The sequence below is a fragment of the Saccharopolyspora sp. ID03-671 genome (genome assembly GCF_045278815.1).
Classification (GTDB): Bacteria; Actinomycetota; Actinomycetes; order Mycobacteriales; family Pseudonocardiaceae; genus Saccharopolyspora; species Saccharopolyspora ipomoeae.
The window spans coordinates 838,041-856,202 of record NZ_CP134054.1 but is presented as its reverse complement, the minus strand read 5'-3'; the positions used below and the strand labels follow the sequence as shown (position 1 = coordinate 856,202).

14 protein-coding genes and 1 pseudogene are annotated in these 18,162 nt (G+C 69.7%); 6 read left to right on the top strand and 9 right to left on the bottom strand.

All coding sequences use genetic code 11. The features are described 5' to 3' along the window. Window positions 1-66: 66 nt before the first annotated feature. Both REH65_RS04100 and REH65_RS04095 read right to left on the bottom strand, forming a co-directional pair. Complete coding sequence (locus tag REH65_RS04100; protein ID WP_406691345.1) at window positions 67-591, bottom strand: tripartite tricarboxylate transporter TctB family protein; 525 nt, start codon at window positions 589-591, stop codon at window positions 67-69. Beyond that, on the bottom strand, window positions 588-1,550 hold the full coding sequence (locus REH65_RS04095; RefSeq protein ID WP_406691344.1) for a tripartite tricarboxylate transporter substrate binding protein: 963 nt from the start codon (window positions 1,548-1,550) through the stop codon (window positions 588-590). Before REH65_RS04095 ends, REH65_RS04100 begins: the two co-directional genes overlap by 4 nt. Before the next feature lie 371 nt (window positions 1,551-1,921). Here REH65_RS04095 and REH65_RS04090 point away from each other — a divergent pair, with 371 nt between their 5' ends. Next, on the top strand, window positions 1,922-3,064 hold the full coding sequence (locus REH65_RS04090) for an L-talarate/galactarate dehydratase (protein ID WP_406691343.1): 1,143 nt from the start codon (window positions 1,922-1,924) through the stop codon (window positions 3,062-3,064). A 105-nt stretch (window positions 3,065-3,169) separates the two neighbouring features. Here the strand turns inward: REH65_RS04090 and REH65_RS04085 are convergent, their stop codons facing one another. The 4 genes from REH65_RS04085 to REH65_RS04070 form a co-directional block, all read right to left on the bottom strand. After that, window positions 3,170-4,270, bottom strand: coding sequence for a DUF222 domain-containing protein (locus REH65_RS04085; protein ID WP_406691342.1), 1,101 nt, complete (start codon window positions 4,268-4,270; stop codon window positions 3,170-3,172). A gap of 351 nt (window positions 4,271-4,621) precedes the next feature. Continuing rightward, window positions 4,622-5,341, bottom strand: coding sequence for a haloacid dehalogenase type II (locus tag REH65_RS04080; RefSeq protein WP_406691341.1), 720 nt, complete (start codon window positions 5,339-5,341; stop codon window positions 4,622-4,624). A gap of 75 nt (window positions 5,342-5,416) precedes the next feature. Then, the gene (locus tag REH65_RS04075) at window positions 5,417-6,418 is read right to left on the bottom strand and encodes an aldo/keto reductase family protein (protein ID WP_406691340.1); all 1,002 of its coding nucleotides are present in this window, start codon (window positions 6,416-6,418) and stop codon (window positions 5,417-5,419) included. Window positions 6,419-6,956: 538 nt separating this feature from the next. Then, on the bottom strand, window positions 6,957-8,780 hold the full coding sequence (locus tag REH65_RS04070) for a glycoside hydrolase family 3 protein (RefSeq protein ID WP_406691339.1): 1,824 nt from the start codon (window positions 8,778-8,780) through the stop codon (window positions 6,957-6,959). 324 nt (window positions 8,781-9,104) lie between these two features. Between REH65_RS04070 and REH65_RS04065 the strand changes: the two genes are divergently transcribed. Continuing rightward, window positions 9,105-10,550 carry a glycoside hydrolase family 30 protein gene (locus tag REH65_RS04065; RefSeq protein ID WP_406691338.1) on the top strand — a complete coding sequence of 482 codons (1,446 nt, stop codon included), beginning with the start codon at window positions 9,105-9,107 and terminating at the stop codon, window positions 10,548-10,550. A 47-nt stretch (window positions 10,551-10,597) separates the two neighbouring features. Here REH65_RS04065 and REH65_RS04060 read toward each other — a convergent pair whose 3' ends face one another. Next, window positions 10,598-11,794, bottom strand: a complete 1,197-nt coding sequence (locus REH65_RS04060; RefSeq protein WP_406691337.1) for a cytochrome P450 — start codon at window positions 11,792-11,794, stop codon at window positions 10,598-10,600. A 216-nt stretch (window positions 11,795-12,010) separates the two neighbouring features. Between REH65_RS04060 and REH65_RS04055 the strand changes: the two genes are divergently transcribed. Next, the gene (locus REH65_RS04055) at window positions 12,011-13,450 is read left to right on the top strand and encodes a protein kinase domain-containing protein (RefSeq protein WP_406691336.1); all 1,440 of its coding nucleotides are present in this window, start codon (window positions 12,011-12,013) and stop codon (window positions 13,448-13,450) included. 1 nt (window position 13,451) lies between these two features. On the opposite strand, the gene REH65_RS04050 is transcribed toward REH65_RS04055, so the two are convergent. Both REH65_RS04050 and REH65_RS04045 read right to left on the bottom strand, forming a co-directional pair. After that, the gene (locus tag REH65_RS04050) at window positions 13,452-14,105 is read right to left on the bottom strand and encodes a response regulator (RefSeq protein ID WP_406691335.1); all 654 of its coding nucleotides are present in this window, start codon (window positions 14,103-14,105) and stop codon (window positions 13,452-13,454) included. Next, the gene (locus REH65_RS04045; RefSeq protein WP_406691334.1) at window positions 14,102-15,196 is read right to left on the bottom strand and encodes a sensor histidine kinase; all 1,095 of its coding nucleotides are present in this window, start codon (window positions 15,194-15,196) and stop codon (window positions 14,102-14,104) included. Before REH65_RS04045 ends, REH65_RS04050 begins: the two co-directional genes overlap by 4 nt. A 206-nt stretch (window positions 15,197-15,402) precedes the next feature. Here REH65_RS04045 and REH65_RS04040 point away from each other — a divergent pair, with 206 nt between their 5' ends. The 3 genes and pseudogenes from REH65_RS04040 to REH65_RS04030 all read left to right on the top strand — a co-directional run bounded on the left by REH65_RS04040 (window position 15,403) and on the right by REH65_RS04030 (window position 18,138). After that, window positions 15,403-16,407 (top strand): substrate-binding domain-containing protein, encoded by a 1,005-nt coding sequence (locus REH65_RS04040; protein WP_406691333.1) that lies wholly within the window; start codon window positions 15,403-15,405, stop codon window positions 16,405-16,407. Then, window positions 16,404-17,383: pseudogene (locus REH65_RS04035) on the top strand (ABC transporter permease). Before REH65_RS04040 ends, REH65_RS04035 begins: the two are co-directional and overlap by 4 nt. Further along, a complete protein-coding gene (locus REH65_RS04030; protein WP_406691332.1) occupies window positions 17,380-18,138 on the top strand; it encodes an ATP-binding cassette domain-containing protein in 759 nt (252 codons plus the stop codon). Before REH65_RS04035 ends, REH65_RS04030 begins: the two are co-directional and overlap by 4 nt. The last annotated feature ends 24 nt before the right edge of the window (window positions 18,139-18,162 follow it).

Here is an 18,162-nt window from a genome sequence, read left to right as displayed (position 1 = left end):
GAACCCCTCGATGGCAGGGGTCAGGAAGTCCATCGCCGCTCCAAGGGATGCTGGTGGTGGGGAGCTTTAGAACATGTGGGGCACGGGCACGTTCAGCGCCCCGACGAAGATCGCGTAGAAGGCGACGACGATGCCGACGCCGCCCAGCGCCGAGACCCGCCACGACTCGCCGCCGAGGAACCGCAGCCACACGAACGCCAGCAGCGCGGACGGGATCTCGAACCCGATCACGCTGATCACGGCGACGAACCCGATCATGGTGGCGATCGCGGCGGCGACCCGCCAGGCCGCGGAGCTGAACCGCTCGGCATCGGTGGTGCGGCGGGCCAGGACGGCGAGCACGACGCCGAGCGCGGTGATCGCGACGCTGATCAGGAACGGCCAGGTTCCCGCGGCGGGCGCGGCGGCCGTGCCGAGCCCCAGCGCCAGCGAACCGACCAGCCCGCTGACGCCGAGGGCCACCACGACCAGTGCCACCACGAGGTTCGACACCGCCCCGGCCGGAGCCGGGTGCTCGTCGGCCCCGGCTTCCGGCACGGCGCTCTCCTGCACGTTCCCGGGCTCGGTTCGGGTGTCGGGCGGGTTGCTCATTTCTCCCCGCCGAGATCGATCCCGTACTTCTGCACCATCGCCCGGTAGTTCTCGAGGGAGTCGCTCCACTCCTTGGCGACCTGCGGGCCGTCGATCTCGTGCGGCGTGAGCAGGTTCTCCTGGTTGAACGACTTGTAGGACTCGGTGGCGAAGGCGCTGCGGAACGCGGCGCGCAACCGGTCGACGGCCTCCGGCGGGGTTTCCTTCGGCGCGACGATCGCCCGGTACTGCGACACCTTGACGTCGAAGCCCAGCTCCACGGCTGTCGGGGTGTCCGGGAGGTACTGGTTGCGCTGCTCGGAGAAGGTGACCAGCGGGACGAGCTCGCCGGACTTGATCTGGCTGATCGCCTCGCCGAGCTGGACCGACGCCACGTCGACCTGCTTGCCCAGCACCGCGGTCATCGCGGGCGATCCCCCGTCGAAGGGCACGGCGGTGCCGGCGATCCCGGCGTGCTTGAACAGCAGTTCCTGCGACAGCTGGCTGCCGGTGCCGACGCCGGTGGTGCCGAACTTGAGGTCGCGGTGGGCGTCGACGAGGCCCTGCACGGAGTTGAGCCCGGAATCGGCGTTGGCGACGAGCACGTAGTCGTCGCGGGAGATGCCGGTGATGACCTCGAAGTCGTTGACGTCGACCGCTTCTTCCTCGCTGACGGCCAGCGGCGTGATGGAGGTCAGCGACGCGTTGAGGACCATGATGTTCTGGCCGTCGGGCTGCTTGCCCGCTAACTCCTTGGCGGCCAGCGCTCCGTTGGCCCCGGGCGTGTTGACCACGGGGATCGCGACGCCGAGGTCCTTGGCGGCCTCGTCGGCGAGGGCACGTCCGATGAGGTCCGTGCTGCCGCCCGGGTCCTGGCCGATCGACAGGGTGACCGGGCCGCTCGGAAACGATCCTTGCCCGCCGCCGGACAGGTTCCCGCCGCAGGCGGCGAGCGACAGCGAGAGCGCTGCCGCGACCACGGGCACCACCGCTCGGCGTACTGACCTCTTTGTCAACGCCTTCTCCTTCGATCCGCAGGGCATCGACCGCATCGATGTGAGTGCGGTCACGGTGACGAATGCTCGGGGAAGCCTATGGTCGTCATTCCATGCGTGTCCAAGCCTGATTTGGCATCGGTCAATACCTTGGAGGAATCGACTCCGGATGTCCGGTGCGTTTTCGCCCGGAGATCGATGCGACGACGGTATTGATCGATGTTCTATCGGTCTTGGACCGGCATCATCGGGGGCTCTAGTGTCCTGATCACCGTCCCGACCCGTCGCCGGTCCCGGTTCCGCCGGAGCCTCGACCGGCGGAGCCAGCCGATGACGCCTGAACGGAGACGAATCCCATGACCGCGACCGATTCGGCCACGCTGGACCGCATCACCGGAGTCACGATCTCGTCGGTGATCCTGCCGCTGCCGACCGCCATCAGCGACGCGAAGGTCCTCACCGGACGGCAGAAGCCGATGACCGAGGTCGCGATGCTGTTCGCCGAGATCACCACCGAGAACGGTTTCGAGGGAGTCGGTTTCAGCTACTCCAAACGCGCCGGCGGGCCCGGCCAGTACGCCCACGCCCGCGAGATCGCCCCGGTGCTGCTGGGCGAGGACCCCAGTGACATCGCCAAGATCTGGGACAAGCTGGTCTGGGCGGGCGCCTCGGTAGGCCGCAGCGGTCTGTCGGTGCAGGCCATCGCCGCGTTCGACGTCGCGCTCTGGGACCTGAAGTCCAAGCGCGCGGGCCTGCCGCTGGCGAAACTCCTCGGGTCGCACCGCGATTCGGTCCGCTGCTACAACACGTCCGGCGGGTTCCTGCACGCCCCGATCGAGGAGGTCGTGGACCGCGCCGCGGAGTCGGTGGCCGGAGGCATCGGCGGCATCAAGATCAAGGTCGGTCACCCGGACAACGCCACGGACCTCTCCCGGGTCTCCGCGGTCCGCGAGAAGATCGGCGACGACGTGGCCCTGATGGTCGACGCCAACCAGCAGTGGGACCGCCCCACGGCCCGGCGCATGTGCCGCGCTCTGGAGCCGATGAACCTGGTCTGGATCGAAGAACCCCTCGACGCCTACGACTTCGAGGGCCACGCCGTCCTGACCTCGACGTTCGACACCTCGATCGCCACCGGCGAGATGCTCACCAGCGTCGCCGAGCACGGCGAGCTGATCCGCGCCGGCGGCGCCGACATCGTCCAGCCCGACGCCCCGCGGGTTGGCGGCATCACCCAGTTCCTCAAGGTGATGTCCCTGGCCGACAGCCGGAACCTGCAGCTCGCCCCGCACTTCGCGATGGAGATCCACGTCCACCTGGCCGCCGCCTACGCCCGGGAGCCGTGGGTCGAGCACTTCGAGTGGCTCGACCCGCTGTTCAACGAGCACCTCGAGATCGCCGACGGGCGGATGCACATCTCGAGCCGTCCCGGCCTCGGTGTCACGATCAGCGATCAGGCCCGCGCCTGGACGGTGGCCAGGGACCGGTTCCGCGCGTGACCCCGAGGCCGGGGGCTCCGGCCGCGTTGTTTTCCCACTCTGTAGTTGTCAAACAGCAGGTGCCGCAGTGGGCGTGCCGGGGTGCCCGGCCTGGTGCAGGTCGGTTCAGGCGGCGGGTTCTCGTGGTGCGGTCGTTCGTGGTGCGGGGACGAGTTCCCGGATCAGTTGTCTGTGCGTTCCCGGGCGCGACGTCGAGCCGGGCCGGGGCACGCGGTGCGGATCGATGCGGTGCGGTGGTGTGAACTCGGTTCTCCCCTCATCGATGGTGATCGTCCAGCGGTCGCTGTGGACGATCCGGTGGTGGAAGGCGCAGAGCATGACCATGTTCGACAGCGTCGTCGACCCGCCGTTGAACCACTCCACGATGTGGTGCGCCTGGGAGGTCCCGGGCGGGTGTTCGCAGCCCGGGAACGCGCAGATCCCGTCCCGCCGGAACAGCGCTGCCCGCAACTGCGGGGGAGCGGTCCGCTCCTCGCGCCCGTAGTCCAGCGCGACACCATCGCCACCGAGAACGACGGGCAGGATTCCCGCGTCGCAGGCCATCCGCCGCACGGCCTCGACGGTGATCGGCGTCCCGTCGGCGAACGACCCGGGCGCCACGCCTTCGGCATCGGGGTCGAGGCTGCGCACCAGGTCGTCGTAACCGACGGTGACCTGGACCTGCACCCGCTGGCCCCCGACGCGCGGCATGTTCTCCGAACCGATCGCGAGATCGACCAGCGTTGCCAAGCCATCGGCGTGACGCTGCGCGGGCGTGCGCGGATCAGGTGTGCCGTCGTGCGCAGGAAGCGGTTTCGACAGCGGCCGGAGCGCGGCCAGGAACTTCTGACCGGTCTCCTTGTCGAGCCGAGCCTTCACCACGACCATCCCGTCGCCGGTCGTGACGTAGTGCAGCTCCCGCGACTCGTGCTGGGCCTTCTCGTCCCGCACGGCGCGCTCGCGGTCGTGCGCGGCGTTGATCCCCTCGGCCAACTGCCGCAGGTCGCGAGGACGACACGCCCGCGCCTGCTCAACTAGTACCGCCTCCACCTGGGAGGTCTCGGCGGCATCGGGGAGCCTGTCGACGCACGAAGCGATCACCTGCGCGTGTTCCACGCTGATCATCCCGTCGGCCAACGCCTTCCGCGCCAGACGGCAGTGCTCGTGGCGACCTGAACCCGTCCACGAGCCTGCCGGGGATCGGCCTTGAGCACGTCCTGCAACCACACACCGGTGTTCCGCGCTCCCGAAGAGCGCGCGATCTCCCGCTGTTCAACCTCCTGGATCAACTCGGCCTGCACGGAATACACGTACCGAGCAAGCGATTCCAACTCCCGAATCGCACCGGCCAAGTCACCGGCACGCCTCGGTGACGCCACGGCACCCGCAAGAGCGGCCCGAGCCGCGGCCACGGCACCGGAAAACGACGTCATCGAACTCATGTTCCCATTGTGCCTGCTGGGCGATGCGAAAACGAGCCTCGCGCCATCGCTGGACCGGGTGAACAGTGCGTCCAAAAACGCGAAAATCAAACGGATTTCATGTAATTCGGCTGCTGGCTGGAGCAGTCCGAACCTCTCACATCATGTGCTCCCGCAGCTGCGTTGCCAGGTCGGCGATGTCGCGTCCGATCACGTCCCAAGGGCCGGTCGCGTGGAGGTCTTCGCGCTGGTCCGGGCCGTACTCCGTCGGGCGGGGGATGAAGGCCGTCCGCAGCCCGGCCTTCTGAGCGGCAGCGAGGTCGATGTTGTGGGCGGCGCACAGCATCACTCGCTCCGGCGGCAGGTGAAGGAGTTCGGCGGCGCGCAGGTAGGCGTTCGGGTCGGGCTTGTAGGTGCGGGTGATGTCCGACCCGATGATCACGTCCCACGGCAGCCCGGCGTGCTTGGCCATGTTCGTCAGCAGCGCGGTGTGGCCGTTGGACAACGGCCCGATGATGAACTCCCGCTTGATCGCGGTCAGCCCCGGAACGCTGTCGGGCCAAGCGGGAAGCCGGTGCCAAGCGCGGTTCAACCAGTCCACATCGGACGGGTCGCGGTCCAGGGGGAGGTCGAATTCGGCAGCGGTGGCTTCCAGGTTCTCGCGATGCAGCACATCGAGGTCGACGAATCCCCGCTCGCCGCGACGAACCGGAGTCATCGACGGCTGATACCGACCCCGCCAAGCCAGGGCGAACCGGTCCGCGTCCACGGCATCCCCCGCGAACTCCGCGACGGCCTGCGCGATGCCGGTTCTCCAGTCGACGACGGTGCCGAAGGTGTCGAACAGCACTGCGTCCACCAGGTGTTTCGGTCGCATCGTCGCCCTCCCGGGTCGTGGTCAACGGTCGCAGGTTACGAGCTCGTCAGCCCGTCCGGAAGGGCGACGCGGCCGTCAGCTGCGGGACTTCGGGGCGTTCTCGGCCGTTTTGCCCGGATCGGTGACCACGACCGGTGCGAGGATCTCGTTCATCTTCGCCACCAGGTCCGCGTCGAGCTGCACACCTGCGGCGACGGCGTTCTCCGACACCTGTTCGGGGCGGGAGGCGCCGATGATCGCGGCCGAGACGTTGTCGTTCTGCAGCACCCACGCCACCGCCAGCTGGGCCAGCGACAGGCCTGCCTCCTCGGCGAGCGGCTTGAGCTGCTGAACGCGCTCCAGGACTTCGTCACGCAGGTAGCGGGCCACGAAGGTGGAACCGCGCTCGTCGGTGGCGCGCGAGCCCTCCGGCGGTGCGGCGCCCGGCAGGTACTTTCCGGTCAGCACGCCCTGGGCGATGGGGGAGAAGACGATCTGGCCGATTCCCAGCTCGCGGGACGCGGGCACGACCTCGCCCTCGATGACCCGCCACAAGGCGGAGTACTGGGGCTGGTTGGACACCATCGGGATCCGCAGCTCCCGGGCCAGCCGGTGGCCTTCGCGGATCTGGTCGGCGGTCCACTCGGAAACGCCGATGTAGTGCGCTTTCCCGCTGCGGACGACGTCGGCGAAGGCCTCCATCGTCTCTTCGAGGGGAGTCTCCGGGTCGTAGCGGTGCGCCTGGTAGAGGTCGACGTAGTCGGTCTGCAGCCTGCGCAGCGAGTTGTCGATCGACTCCATGATGTGCTTGCGGGACAGCCCGCGGTCGTTCTTGCCCTCGCCCATCGGGTGGTAGACCTTCGTGAAGATCTCCAGTCCCTCGCGGCGCTCGGATCGCAACGCCCGCCCCAGCACTTCCTCGGCGCGCCCACCTGCGTAGACGTCGGCGGTGTCGAAGCTGGTGATGCCGTTGTTCAGCGCGGCCCGCACGCAGGCCACCGCGGCGTTCTCCTCGACCTGGGAGCCGTGCGTGATCCAGTTGCCGTAGACCAGCTCGCTGATGATCATGCCGCTGCTGCCCAGATGCCGGTACTGCATTCGCGTCCTCCTGGTTGCCTCGAAGCGCAAGCCGCCGTTCGCAGCATAAGCCGTTGCTCCACCCGATCGGCTAACTCGCATTCGATCATCGCAGGTCAGACGCTCATTCGCGATCAACGGAGGGTGTTCGGCAGGAGAAATCCCTTGCGTAAACGCCAGGTAACCGCCAAGGTATCGATCGCAGCCCGCGCTTCGGCAGGGTGTGCGGCCTGGCGAGACAACGGAGTCCCGCCAGGCGTCGAAAGCTCCAGGGCCGATGTGCGACGACGCCCGGCCCGACGGATTCGAAGAGGATTTTTCCTGGTGCGCAACATCCGCCGGCAACGGACCGCCGACGAAGACAAGGCGGGCGCCACCCGCCTCCTCCTCCGAGCCGCCTGGCTGCAACTCTTCACCGCCTTCGTACGCTGACCGCCTGGACGATCGGCGTCCGGTTCGTCGCGGTGCGCTCATTGCCGAATCTCGGGACGTTGTCTGATGCACATGTGACATCCCCTGGCCAACGCGTGGATGACCAGGGGATGTCGGGATTCCCAGATCAGTACGTCAGCCCGAAGCCGTACGGGAACAGCGGCTTCTGGCCGTCGCTGTCGTTGATGGGTTGTTGGTCTGCCGAGGCCATCCAGGTCATCGGGAGGGTCGCTGTCGGGTTGTGGTTTCCGAAGAGGACGTCTGCGACGCCGGCGCCTTCGGTGCCGGGGAGCCAGGAGGCGAGGAGGGCGTCCCAGCGGGGGAGGTGTTCGGCGATGTCCAGGGGGCGGCCGGAGACCGTGACCGCGATGACTGGGACTCCGCTGTCCTCCAGCTTCTTCACCGTGGCCAGGTCTTCCTGGTCCAGGCCCATGCCGGACGGCCGGTCGCCCTGGCCTTCGGCGTACGGGGTTTCGCCGACCACCGCGATGGCGGCGCGGTAGGAGGAGTCGATGCCCTCGCCGTGGCGGTCATAGGTGACCTCCGTGCCCTTCGCGGCGTCGCGGATGCCTTGCAGGATGGTGGTTCCCGGGGTGATGGGGCCGCTCTCGCCCTGCCAGCTGATGGTCCAGCCACCCGACTGGTTGCCGATGTCGTCGGCGTTCTTGCCCGCCACGAACAGCTTTCCGCCGTCCTTGGCCAGCGGCAGCACGCCGCCGTCGTTCTTGAGCAGGACCTGGGACTTGCGGACCGCGTCGCGGGCCAGGGCGCGGTGCTCCGGGCTGCCGACCGTGCCGGTGAATTGCCGGTCCGTGTAGGGGTTCTCGAAGAGCCCGAGCTCGAACTTCTTGGTGAGGATGCGGCGGTTGGCGTCGTCGATGCGCTCCATCGGGACGTGGCCGTTCTCGACCTCGCCGCGCAGCAGCTCGGTGAACTTCTGCCAGTCGTTCGGCACCATGATCATGTCGAGGCCGGAGTTGATCGCGGTCGCGACCTCCTCGGCGGTGAAGCCCAGCTGACCGTCGATCTGGTCGATCGCGTCGTAGTCGGAGATCACGAAGCCCTGGAATCCCAGCTCGCCCTTGAGCACGTCGTTGATCAGGTACGAGTGGGCGTGCAGCTTCAGGCCGTTCCAGCTGCTGTAGGAGATCATCACCGAACCGACGCCGCGGTTGATCGCCTCCTGGAACGGGGGCAGGTGGATGCGGCGCAGCTCCTGCTCGTCGATCTCGGTGTTGCCCTGGTCGTCACCGCCCGTGGTGCCGCCGTCGCCGATGTAGTGCTTGGCCGTGGCCAGCACCGAACCCGGGGCGTCGAGCGCCTCGCCCTGCAGGCCGTCGATGGCCGTCGCGTTTGCCGCGGGGCGCTCGGGGGTTTCGCCGAAGGACTCGTAGGTGCGTCCCCAGCGGTCGTTGCGGGCCACGCACAGGCACGGGGCGAAGTCCCAGTCGATGCCGGTGCCGGAGATCTCCTCGGCGGTCGCACGGCCGATGTCCTCCGTCAGCTGCGGGTCGTTGGCCGCGCCCAGGCCGATGTTGTGCGGGAAGATCGTCGCGCCGTGCACGTTGTTGTGCCCGTGCACCGCGTCCACGCCGTAGATCAGCGGGATGCCCAGCGGGGTCGAGGTCGCCGCGCGCTGGTACTCGTCGTACATGTCCGCCCAGGACTCCGCCGTGTTGGGTTCCGGGGCGGAACCGCCGCCGCTGAGGACCGATCCCAGCGACGCCGAGGCCGCGGTCCGCGGATCGGCTGCGACCCGCTCGGCCTGGGTCATCTGACCGATCTTGTCCTGCAACGACATCCGCGACAGCAGGTCCTCGACCCGGTCCGGGATCGGTGCCGACGCGTCCTGGTAGGTCGGGGCAGCGGCGGCCACCGTCGGGGTGATCAGCGCCGTGCACGCGAGCGCGGCACCGATCGCCGCCACGCGCATTCGTCTGCTGAAGGTCATGAACGCATCTCCTCCGCGTTGAGAAAACACAAAAGGCATTCGCCGAGACGGCAATCCGAAATGTTTCGGAATTCACCTGCGCGGCGAATGCGACCGAACCGATCCAGTTCGGGGGGTGTCGCCGTGAGGTCGGGTTTGTCGCGATTGCCGAACATAGCACCGCGCCAACGAATCCGGCCTCGTTGGCGAGAGTTCGACACCTTTCGTCGGAAAGGCGCACTCGCGTTCACCGAAATGCACGATCGGACGGGAAATGCCACGTGCGCCGGGATCGAAATCGGCGAACAATTCCGCCGTGACGAACTCGGCCGAGAGGACATCGCGATGAGGCGAACCCGACCCCGGCGCAGCCGCGCCGCACTGCTCGCCGGCGCCCTGCTGCTGGGAACCGCTGCGGGCGTCGCGCCCGGTGGTGCCGCGCCGGTCGTGCAGGTGTGGGAGACCACCGGCGACAAGAGCAAGCTGCTCGAACGCCAGGAGGACGAGGAGTTCGGCTCCGGTGGTACCGCCGAGACGATCATCGACGTCGACCCGGCCACCACCTACCAGACCGTCGACGGGTTCGGGACCGCCTTCACCGACTCGGCCGCCTCGCTCGTCGCCAACGACCTCGACCAGGGTGCGCGCGACGAGCTGATGAACAACCTGTTCGGCGCCAACGGGATCGGGCTCAGCATGCTCCGGCAACCGCTGGGCGCCAGCGACTTCGCCACCGCCGACTCCGGTGACTACACCTTCGACGACACCTGCTGCGACCTCGGCGACTTCTCCACCGCGCACGACGACGCCTACATCCTGCCGCTGCTGCGCCAGGCCGAGCAGATCAACCCCGACCTGAAGGTGATGGGCACGCCGTGGAGCGCGCCCGCCTGGATGAAGACCAACGACAACGTCGACGGCGGAGAGCTCAAGTCCGAGAACCACGGCGTCTTCGCCGACTACCTCGTGAAGACCGCCCGGGCCTACTCGGACGCGGGCGTACCGCTGGACTTCCTGAGCGTCCAGAACGAGCCCTACCACCCCGAATCCGGCGACGGCTCCGCCGGATACCCGTCGATGCACATGAGCCCCGAGCAGCAGGCCGCCGTCATCGGCGACGAGATCGGGCCGAAGTTCGCCGAATCAGGGCTGGGCACGCAACTGCTGGCGTGGGACCACAACTGGTCGCACCCCGAGTACCCGGGCGCCGTCGTCGACGACCCCGAAGCCGGGCCGCACGTGGCCGGGGCGGCGTTCCACTGCTACGAGGGCGACGTGTCCGGGCAGAGCGAGTTCCAGCAGGCCCACCCCGACAAGGGCGTGTGGCTCACCGAGTGCTCCGGCGGCGACTGGTCGCCCGACTTCGCCGAGAACCTCAAGTGGCAGACGCAGAACCTCGTCATCGGCGGCACCCGCAACGGCGCCAAGGGCGTCGCGCTGTGGAACGTGGCGCTCGACCAGGACCACGGGCCCACCAACGGCGGCTGCTCGGACTGCCGCGGCGTGGTCACCGTCGACACCGGCAGCGGGCAGGTCACCTACAACGAGGAGTACTACGTCCTCGGCCACGTCGCGAAGTTCGTGAAACCCGGTGCGCAGCGGGTGGAGTCGGCCAGCAACCCGGGCGGGATCGAGACCGTCGCCTTCCGCAACACCGACGGCTCGATCGCGCTGCTGGCGCTCAACGCCTCCGACTCGGAGCAGACCTTCCAGGTCCGCAGCGGCGGTCAGAGCTTCGAGCACGCGCTCCCGGCAGGAGCGGTGACGACCTTCGCGTGGTCGGAGTCCTGATGGGGTGGGGGGAAGTTTTCATGAAAACTTCCCCCCACCCCGAGAGATCACCGGTCGACGGCGACGACCATGCCTCGGAGCTCGTAGCCGCCGATGGCGTCGTTGAACGACACCCTCGGCGGGGTCTGGAGGCGCACGCCGGGGAGGGCGAACAGGCGGGTCAGGAAGACGTCGGTCTCCTGGATCGCGATGTTGTTGCCGGGGCAGCGGTGCGCGCCGTCGCTGAACGACAGGCCCGGGGCCGTGGCCTCGGTGAGCTCGCGGTGCGGGCAGACCTGCAGCGGCTTGTCGCCGAACGCGGCGGTGTCGGTGTTGGTGCTGGTCACGTCGATGTCGATGACCTCGCCCGCCGGCACCGCGTGCGTCTCGCCGCCCTCACCGGGCAGCTCGACCGGGGCGGTGGTGCGGCGCCGCAGGTTCGACACCACCGGCTCCAGGCGCAGGAACTCGTGCAGGATCGCCAGGCGCTCCGGTTCCTCGGCGTTGACGTAGCGCTCGCGCAGGGCGTCGTCGTCGAACAGGTGCCAGGCCGCCAGGTTCACGAACTCGCGCGTGGTCACCATGCCCGCGGCGGCGACCGTGATGCACTCGCCGAGGATCTCCGCCGACGAGCAGCCGTCGGCCAGCAGGTGCGAGATGAGGTCGTCCTGCGGCTGCTTGCGCCGGGCGCGCACCGCGGGCAGCACGTCCGCGAAGTAGATGCCGCCCCAGTTCACCGCCTGCCGCCACACCCAGTACAGGCCGTGCAGGCTGGTGAAACCGGGCTCGCCGAACTCCTCCGGGAAGAACCTCTCCAGGCGTCCGGCCAGGCCCGGCTTGCTCTCGGTCAGCCCGATCACCGCGCACGCCACGCCGATCGCCAGCTCGAAGCTCAGCTCCGAGAGCACCGCGTTGCCGTGGGTGGTGAGCTTGGCCAGCTGCTCGTCGCTGACCCGCTCCATGATCCCGCGGTAGGACTCGTCGACCTTGCGGGGAGTGAAGTACTTGGCCGTCTGCCTGCGGTGCTCGCGGTGCTCCGGCCCGTCCCGGTAGAGCACGGGGCGGCGGATCTTGGCGGGCATCTTCTCGACGGTCTCCACGCCGAGGCCGGCCTGGACCGTGTCGGTGCTGCGCAGGGCCGCGCGGGCGGCGGCGTGACCGCGAACCCGCCACACGCCGTCGGAGCCCCGGCTCACCGGGCATCCCCCGGTGTCCTGCTCGCGTTCGATCTTGCGCGCGTCGGTGTCGTCGTCGGTCGTCGACATGGTGGGGACCGGTCCTTTCCCGAAGCCGGTGGAGGAACATGATCTTTCCTCACCTTTGGTAGCAGGACCGTGACCGCCCGCGCACCGGGAATCCTCGCTTCGTAGCGGAAACTTCACCGAGCGCAGCAGCCGTTGAGCGGATCGGGCGGTGGGCCGTGCACTGCGCGCTGAGTAACCCAATAGGATGACCGAAACGTCGGACGAGGAGCAGCAACCGTGCAGTCGCAGTTCGGCCCGTACCGGGTGGAGGGCGTCATCGCCCGCGGGGGAATGGGCGAGATCCTGCGCGCCTACGACACCCGCCACGACCGCATCGTCGCGTTGAAGCTGCTCGCCCCGCACCTGGCGGCCGACCGGGAGTTCCGCGAGCGGTTCAAGCGCGAGGCCCACGCCGCAGGACGCCTCAACGAACCGCACGTCATCCCGATCCACGGCTACGGCGAGATCGACGGCCGCCTCTACCTGGACATGCGGCTGGTCGAGGGCGAGGACCTCGGCGCCCGGCTCAACGCCCACGGCCCGATGCACCCCAACGACGTGGTCCACGTGATCGAGCAGGTCGCCGCGGCGCTGGACGCCGCGCACGCCGCCCGCGTGGTGCACCGCGACGTCAAGCCGTCGAACGTGCTGCTCGGCGCAGGCGGCTTCGCCTACCTCGTGGACTTCGGCATCGCCGCCTCGATCCAGGACGCCACCAGCCGCACCTCCGGCAGCGTCACGATGGGCACCCTGGCCTACATGGCCCCGGAGCGCTTCGGCGACGCGCCCTCCGATCACCGGGTCGACGTCTACTCGCTGGCCTGCGTGCTCTACCAGTGCCTGACCGGCGCCAAGCCCTACGGCGTGACCAGCACCGAAGCGCTGATCTACGCCCACCTCAACCGGGAGCCCCCGAAGCCGTCGGAGTCGATGCCCGGCGTCCCGCCGGAGTTCGACCGCGTCGTGGCCAACGGCATGGCCAAGAACGCCGCCGACCGCTACAGCACCGCCGGTGAGCTCGCCGCCGCCGCGCGCCGCGCGCTTCGCACCACCGCGCCCCTGGGCGCCGGGGGAGCCGCTGGATTCGACGACGGTCGGCGCCGATCCCGCTGGCCGATCGCGCTGGCGACAGTGGGCGCGGTGGCCGCGGTCGCCGGAGTCGCCGCCGCCGTGGTGACGCTGCGACCCGAGGCCACCGGCGGCCAGGCCACGCCGCTTCCGGCTCCGGCGCCCACGACGGCCCCGGTGACCAGCGCGCCGCCGACCTCCTCGGCCGCGCCGACCACCACACCGGTGGTGATCTCGTCCTCGGTCCAGCCCGCACCTCCGCCGCCCGAGACGTCCCAACCGACGACCTCGCGGGCGCCGTACGAGGCCAGGATCTGCAAGTCCATCAGCTACAAGGGCGAGAACCGCGGCACCGGCTGCTTCGACGCCGACGGCGACTACATCGCGGCCAAGGACACCAACAAGGACGGGTACTGGATCAAGACCCGCTCGGAGACCGACTACCACCACACCGCCGAGTGCCGGGACACCAGCAGCGAGGGCGACTGGGTCCAGTGCAAGCTGCAGCTCAAGTCCGATGGCTCGATGCGGATCATGGTGGAGCTCTGGGACGGCAACAAGAAGCTCGCCGACACCCCCTGGACCCGCTTCAGCCCCATCAGCAAGTGATTCAGTCCACCAGGCCCGACTGGTAAGCGAAGACCACCAGCTGCGCGCGGTCCCGCGCCGCGAGCTTGACCATCGCGCGGCTGACGTGCGTGCGCGCCGTGGCCGGGCTGACGACCAGGCGCTGCGCGATCTCGTCGTTGCTCAACCCCTCGGCCACCAGCGCCAGCACCTCCCGCTCCCGGTCGGTGAGGGTGTGCAGCTGCGGGTGCGGCTGGTGGGAGCGCGGCGCGAGGGTGACGAACTCGCGCACCAGCTTGCGGGTTGCCGACGGCGCCAGCAGCGCCTCGCCGCCGGCGACCAGCCGGATCGCGCGCAGCAGCTCGACCGGGGTCGTGTCCTTGAGCAGGAAACCGCTGGCACCGGCGCGCAGCGCGCTGAAGACGTACTCGTCGATCTCGAAGGTCGTCAGCACGATCACCTTGGTGCCGGCCAGATCCGGGTCGGCGGTGATCCTGCGCGTCGCCTCCAGACCGTCCACACCGGACATCCGGATGTCCATCAGCACCACGTCGGGCCGGGTTTCGCTGGCTCTGGCCACGGCTTCGAGCCCGTCGGCGGCCTCGCCGGCGCAGTGCAGGTCGTCCTCGGAGTCCAGCAGCGTGCGCAGACCGATGCGCACCAGGTCCTGGTCGTCGACGATGAGAACGCTGATCACGGCTGCTCTCCGATCGGCAGGCGGGCTCGCACCCGGAAGCGGCCGCCGGACGCTCCGGCGTCGAACTCGCCGCCCAGCGCCTCCACGCGGCGGCGCATCCCCGGGATGCCGAGGCCGTCGCCGCCGGTGGCGGCGGGGGAGGGGTTGGTGACCTCGATGCGGACCTCCTCGGGCGCGTAGTCGACGGTGACCTCCGCTCGTTGCTCGCGGCTGTGCCGCAGCACGTTGGTCAGCGACTCCTGCAGTATCCGGTACCCGGTGAGGTCGACGGCCTTGGGCAGGTCGGGCCGCTCGCCTCGCACCCGCAGCGCGACGTCCACACCGGCCTCCCGGGTGCGGTGGACCAGGTCGTGCACGCGCTCCAGGCCCGGCTCGGGACCCCGGCCGGTGCCGGTGCGGACCATCGCCAGCGTCGCGCGCAGCTCGTCGAGGGCGTCGCTGCTGGTGCGGCTGATCGCGTCGAGCGCGATCTCGGCCTGCTCCGGTTTCTTCGGCAGCACGTGCAGCGCCACGTCCGCCTGCATCTTGATCGCCGCGAGCCCGTGCCCGACGACGTCGTGCACCTCCTGGGCGATGCGCAGCCGCTCGTCGTCGACGCGCTGCCGCAGCGCCTCGGCCCGATGACGCGCCACCGCCTCCGACTGCGTGCGCGCCACCAGTCCCGCGGCGAAGGGCACCAGGACCCACGCGGCCGCCGGGACCAGCCCCGTCCAGCCGGGACCGGTGATCAGCGTGTGCGCCCACATCAGCGCGAGGACGACGCCCGCGGCGATCCCGGCGGTGCGCGGCGGCCGGTGCCGCGCGGCCGAGTACACCGCCACCAGCAGGGCGAGCAGGATCGGCCCGTAGCGGTAGCCGCTGATCAGGTAGCCGGTGACGGCCGCCGCCGCGATCCCGAGCACCACCAGCGGCAGCCGGCGCCGCCAGGCCAGCGCCAGCCCGGCGACCAGCACGAAGGCGATGCCGAGCCCGTCGAGGCCGCGCATCCCGTGCCCGCTCCACCGGCTCGCGGCGACGGTCCCGATCACGCCGACCGCGGTCACCAGCACGGCCAGCCCCACATCACCGACCCGAGGACGCAACGAACCCATGCCCACCAGTCTCGCCCACGCACCCCGCCCTGACGTCGCCTCGACACCGACATCGCACCTACGCCCCCCGACGTACATCTCAATACGGTTGGTGGCGTCAGTGTCGAATGAAATCAATCCGCCATCACCGAACGGGGGAGTTGCCGGGACGTTCGGATCGGCATGATCGCGTGGCGTCTTCGGAGCGGCCTCAACGTGGAGGACTCATGTTCGGAAGAGTTGTGAGCGTCGTCGTCGGACTGGCACTGCTGGCCACCGGGTGTTCCGCCGAGCGCGAGTGGGGCGGGGGAGCCTCCCCGGAGGGCGGCGTCGCCAAGATCGGGCTGGTCACCAAGACCGACACCAATCCCTACTTCGTGGACCTGCGAGCGGACGCCGAAGCGGCGGCCTCGGCCCGGGGAGCCGAGTTCATCGCACTGGCCGGGCAGTTCGACGGGGACAACGACGGCCAGGTCCGCGCGATCGAGAACTTCATCCAGCAGGGCGTGAGCACCATCCTCATCACGCCGAACTCCTCCACCGGCGTCAACGACGCCCTCGCCCGCGCGCGGCAGGCCGGCATCCTGGTGATCGCCCTCGACACGGCCACCGAGCCCCCCGACGCGGTCGACGCCACCATCGCCACCGACAACTTCGAAGCCGGACGACTCCAGGGCGCCTACGCCAAGGCCGCCCTCGGCGACCGGCCGCCGAAGGTCCTCATGATCGACGGCACCGCCGGGTCGTCGGTGAGCACGCTGCGGCACCAGGGATTCCTCGTCGGCATGGGCCTCGCCGAGGGCGCCCCGGAGATCCGCGGCACCACCAACGCCAACGGCGACCAGAGCCTCGCCCAGCAGGGCGCCGAGAACCTGCTTGCCCGCAGCAGCGACATCACCGCCGTCCACACCATGAACGAACCGACCGCGCGCGGCGTGCACGCGGCCCTGCAGTCGCGCGGGCTGGCCGGACAGGTCGTGATGGCCTCGATCGACGGCGGCTGCGAAGGGGTCGCCGCCGTCAAGTCCGGTCAGATCCGGGCCACCGTCATGCAGTTCCCCGACAAGATGGCGCAGCTGGGCGTCGACGCCGCCGTCGAGCACGCCCGCACCGGCGCCAAGCCCGGCGGGTTCCAGGACACCGGATCGGTGGTGATCACCGACCAGCCGATGCCCGGCATCCCCAGCCAACCCGTCGCCTGGGGCGAGCAGCACTGCTGGGGCGAGCGGTGACCGCTGTCGCCGAGGAACGTCTCAGCGCCCGCGAGTTCCTGCTGCGGGCACCGGCCGTCGGCCCGGCCCTGGCGCTGCTGCTGGCCGTCGCGGTGTTCTCGCTGACCACCGACACGTTCCTCGATCCCGACAACCTGTCCCTGGTGGTCCAGCAGTCGCTGGTGATCGGCACCCTCGCGCTGGGTCAGACGCTGATCATCCTCACCGGCGGCATCGATCTGGCCAACGCCTCCTCCGCCGTGGTGGCCACGCTGGTGATGGCGCTGCTCGTGCTCGCCGGGGCACCGGGCGTGCTCGCCCTGCCTGCGGGCATCGCCACCACCGCGCTGATCGGGCTGGTGATCGGCGCGCTGGTCACCCGGTTCCGGCTGCCGCCGTTCATCGTCACGCTCGGCATGCTCACGATGCTCACCGCCGTCGGCAAGCTGCTCGCCGGCGGCGAGGCGGTGCCCACCGGCGACGGACTGCTGACCTGGCTGGGCACCCGCCGCTACCTGTTCGGCGGCATCGAGATCACCTACGGCATGACGCTGTGCCTGGTGCTGTACGCGGTGGTCTGGTACGCGCTGACCCGCACCGCTTGGGGCAGGCACGTCTACGCCGTGGGAAACGCGCCGGAAGCGGCGCGGCTGTCGGGCATCAAGGTCGACCGGACGCTGCTGTCGGTCTACCTCACCGCCGGGGTGATCTTCGGGATCGCTGCCTGGCAGGCGCTCGGCCGGGTCCCCAACGCCGATCCGAACGCCTACCAGCTGGGCAACCTCGACTCGATCACCGCGGTCGTGCTCTCGGCGGCACCAGCCTGTTCGGCGGACGCGGATCGGTGCTGGGCACGTTGATGGGAGCGCTGATCGTGGCGGTGCTGCGCTCCGGGCTCACCCAGCTCGGCGTCGACGCGCTCTACCAGGACGTGGCCACCGGTGCGCTCGTGATCGCCGCGGTGGTCTTCGACCGGCTGGCCAGGAGGCAACGATGAGCACACCGACGCTGTCGGCCACGGGCCTGAGCAAGCACTACGGGCGGGTCACCGCCATCGACGACGCCGAGTTCGAGGTCTTCCCCGGCGAGGTGCTGGCAGTGGTCGGCGACAACGGCGCGGGCAAGACCAGCCTGATCAAGGCGCTGTCCGGGGCGTTGATCCCGGACGCCGGGGAGATCCGGGTCGACGGGGAAGCGGTGCGCTTCCGGGGCCCGCTGGACGCGCGTCGCTGCGGGATCGAGACCGTCCACCAGGAACTGGCGCTGGCGCCGGCCCAGGACATCGCGACCAACATGTTCCTGGGGCGCGAACGCCGCAGGGACGGGGTGCTGGGCGGGGTGCTGCGCGCGGTCGACCGGGCGTGGATGCGGGACGAGGCGCAGCGGGTGCTCGACGAGCTGGGGATCAAGGTGAAGTCGATCAGCCAGCCGGTGGAGACGCTCTCCGGCGGTCAGCGCCAGGGCGTCGCGGTGGCCCGCGCGGCGGCGTTCGGCAGCAAGGCCGTGATCATGGACGAGCCGACGGCGGCGCTGGGCGTGGCCGAGGCGGGCAAGGTCCTCGAACTCGTCGACCGGATCCGGGATCGAGGGCTACCGGTCGTGCTGATCAGCCACAACCTGCCGCACGTGTTCGACATCGCCGACCGGATCCACGTGCACCGGCTCGGCAGGCGCGTCGGGCTCGTCTCACCGCGCACCCACGACATGAACCAGGTCGTCGGGCTGATCACCGGAGCGAGGGAGGCAGCGTAGGACGGACTTGCGAGGAGCGAGGTC

Excerpts from the sequence above, each read along its gene's own strand:
- REH65_RS04100 (WP_406691345.1), bottom strand. The coding sequence starts at position 591 with ATGAGCAACCCGCCCGACACCCGAACCGAGCCCGGGAACGTGCAGGAG.
- REH65_RS04090 (WP_406691343.1), top strand. The coding sequence starts at position 1,922 with ATGACCGCGACCGATTCGGCCACGCTGGACCGCATCACCGGAGTCACG.
- REH65_RS04080 (WP_406691341.1), bottom strand. The coding sequence starts at position 5,341 with ATGCGACCGAAACACCTGGTGGACGCAGTGCTGTTCGACACCTTCGGC.
- REH65_RS04075 (WP_406691340.1), bottom strand. The coding sequence starts at position 6,418 with ATGCAGTACCGGCATCTGGGCAGCAGCGGCATGATCATCAGCGAGCTG.
- REH65_RS04070 (WP_406691339.1), bottom strand. The coding sequence starts at position 8,780 with ATGACCTTCAGCAGACGAATGCGCGTGGCGGCGATCGGTGCCGCGCTC.
- REH65_RS04065 (WP_406691338.1), top strand. The coding sequence starts at position 9,105 with ATGAGGCGAACCCGACCCCGGCGCAGCCGCGCCGCACTGCTCGCCGGC.
- REH65_RS04060 (WP_406691337.1), bottom strand. The coding sequence starts at position 11,794 with ATGTCGACGACCGACGACGACACCGACGCGCGCAAGATCGAACGCGAG.
- REH65_RS04045 (WP_406691334.1), bottom strand. The coding sequence starts at position 15,196 with ATGGGTTCGTTGCGTCCTCGGGTCGGTGATGTGGGGCTGGCCGTGCTG.
- REH65_RS04040 (WP_406691333.1), top strand. The coding sequence starts at position 15,403 with ATGTTCGGAAGAGTTGTGAGCGTCGTCGTCGGACTGGCACTGCTGGCC.
- REH65_RS04030 (WP_406691332.1), top strand. The coding sequence starts at position 17,380 with ATGAGCACACCGACGCTGTCGGCCACGGGCCTGAGCAAGCACTACGGG.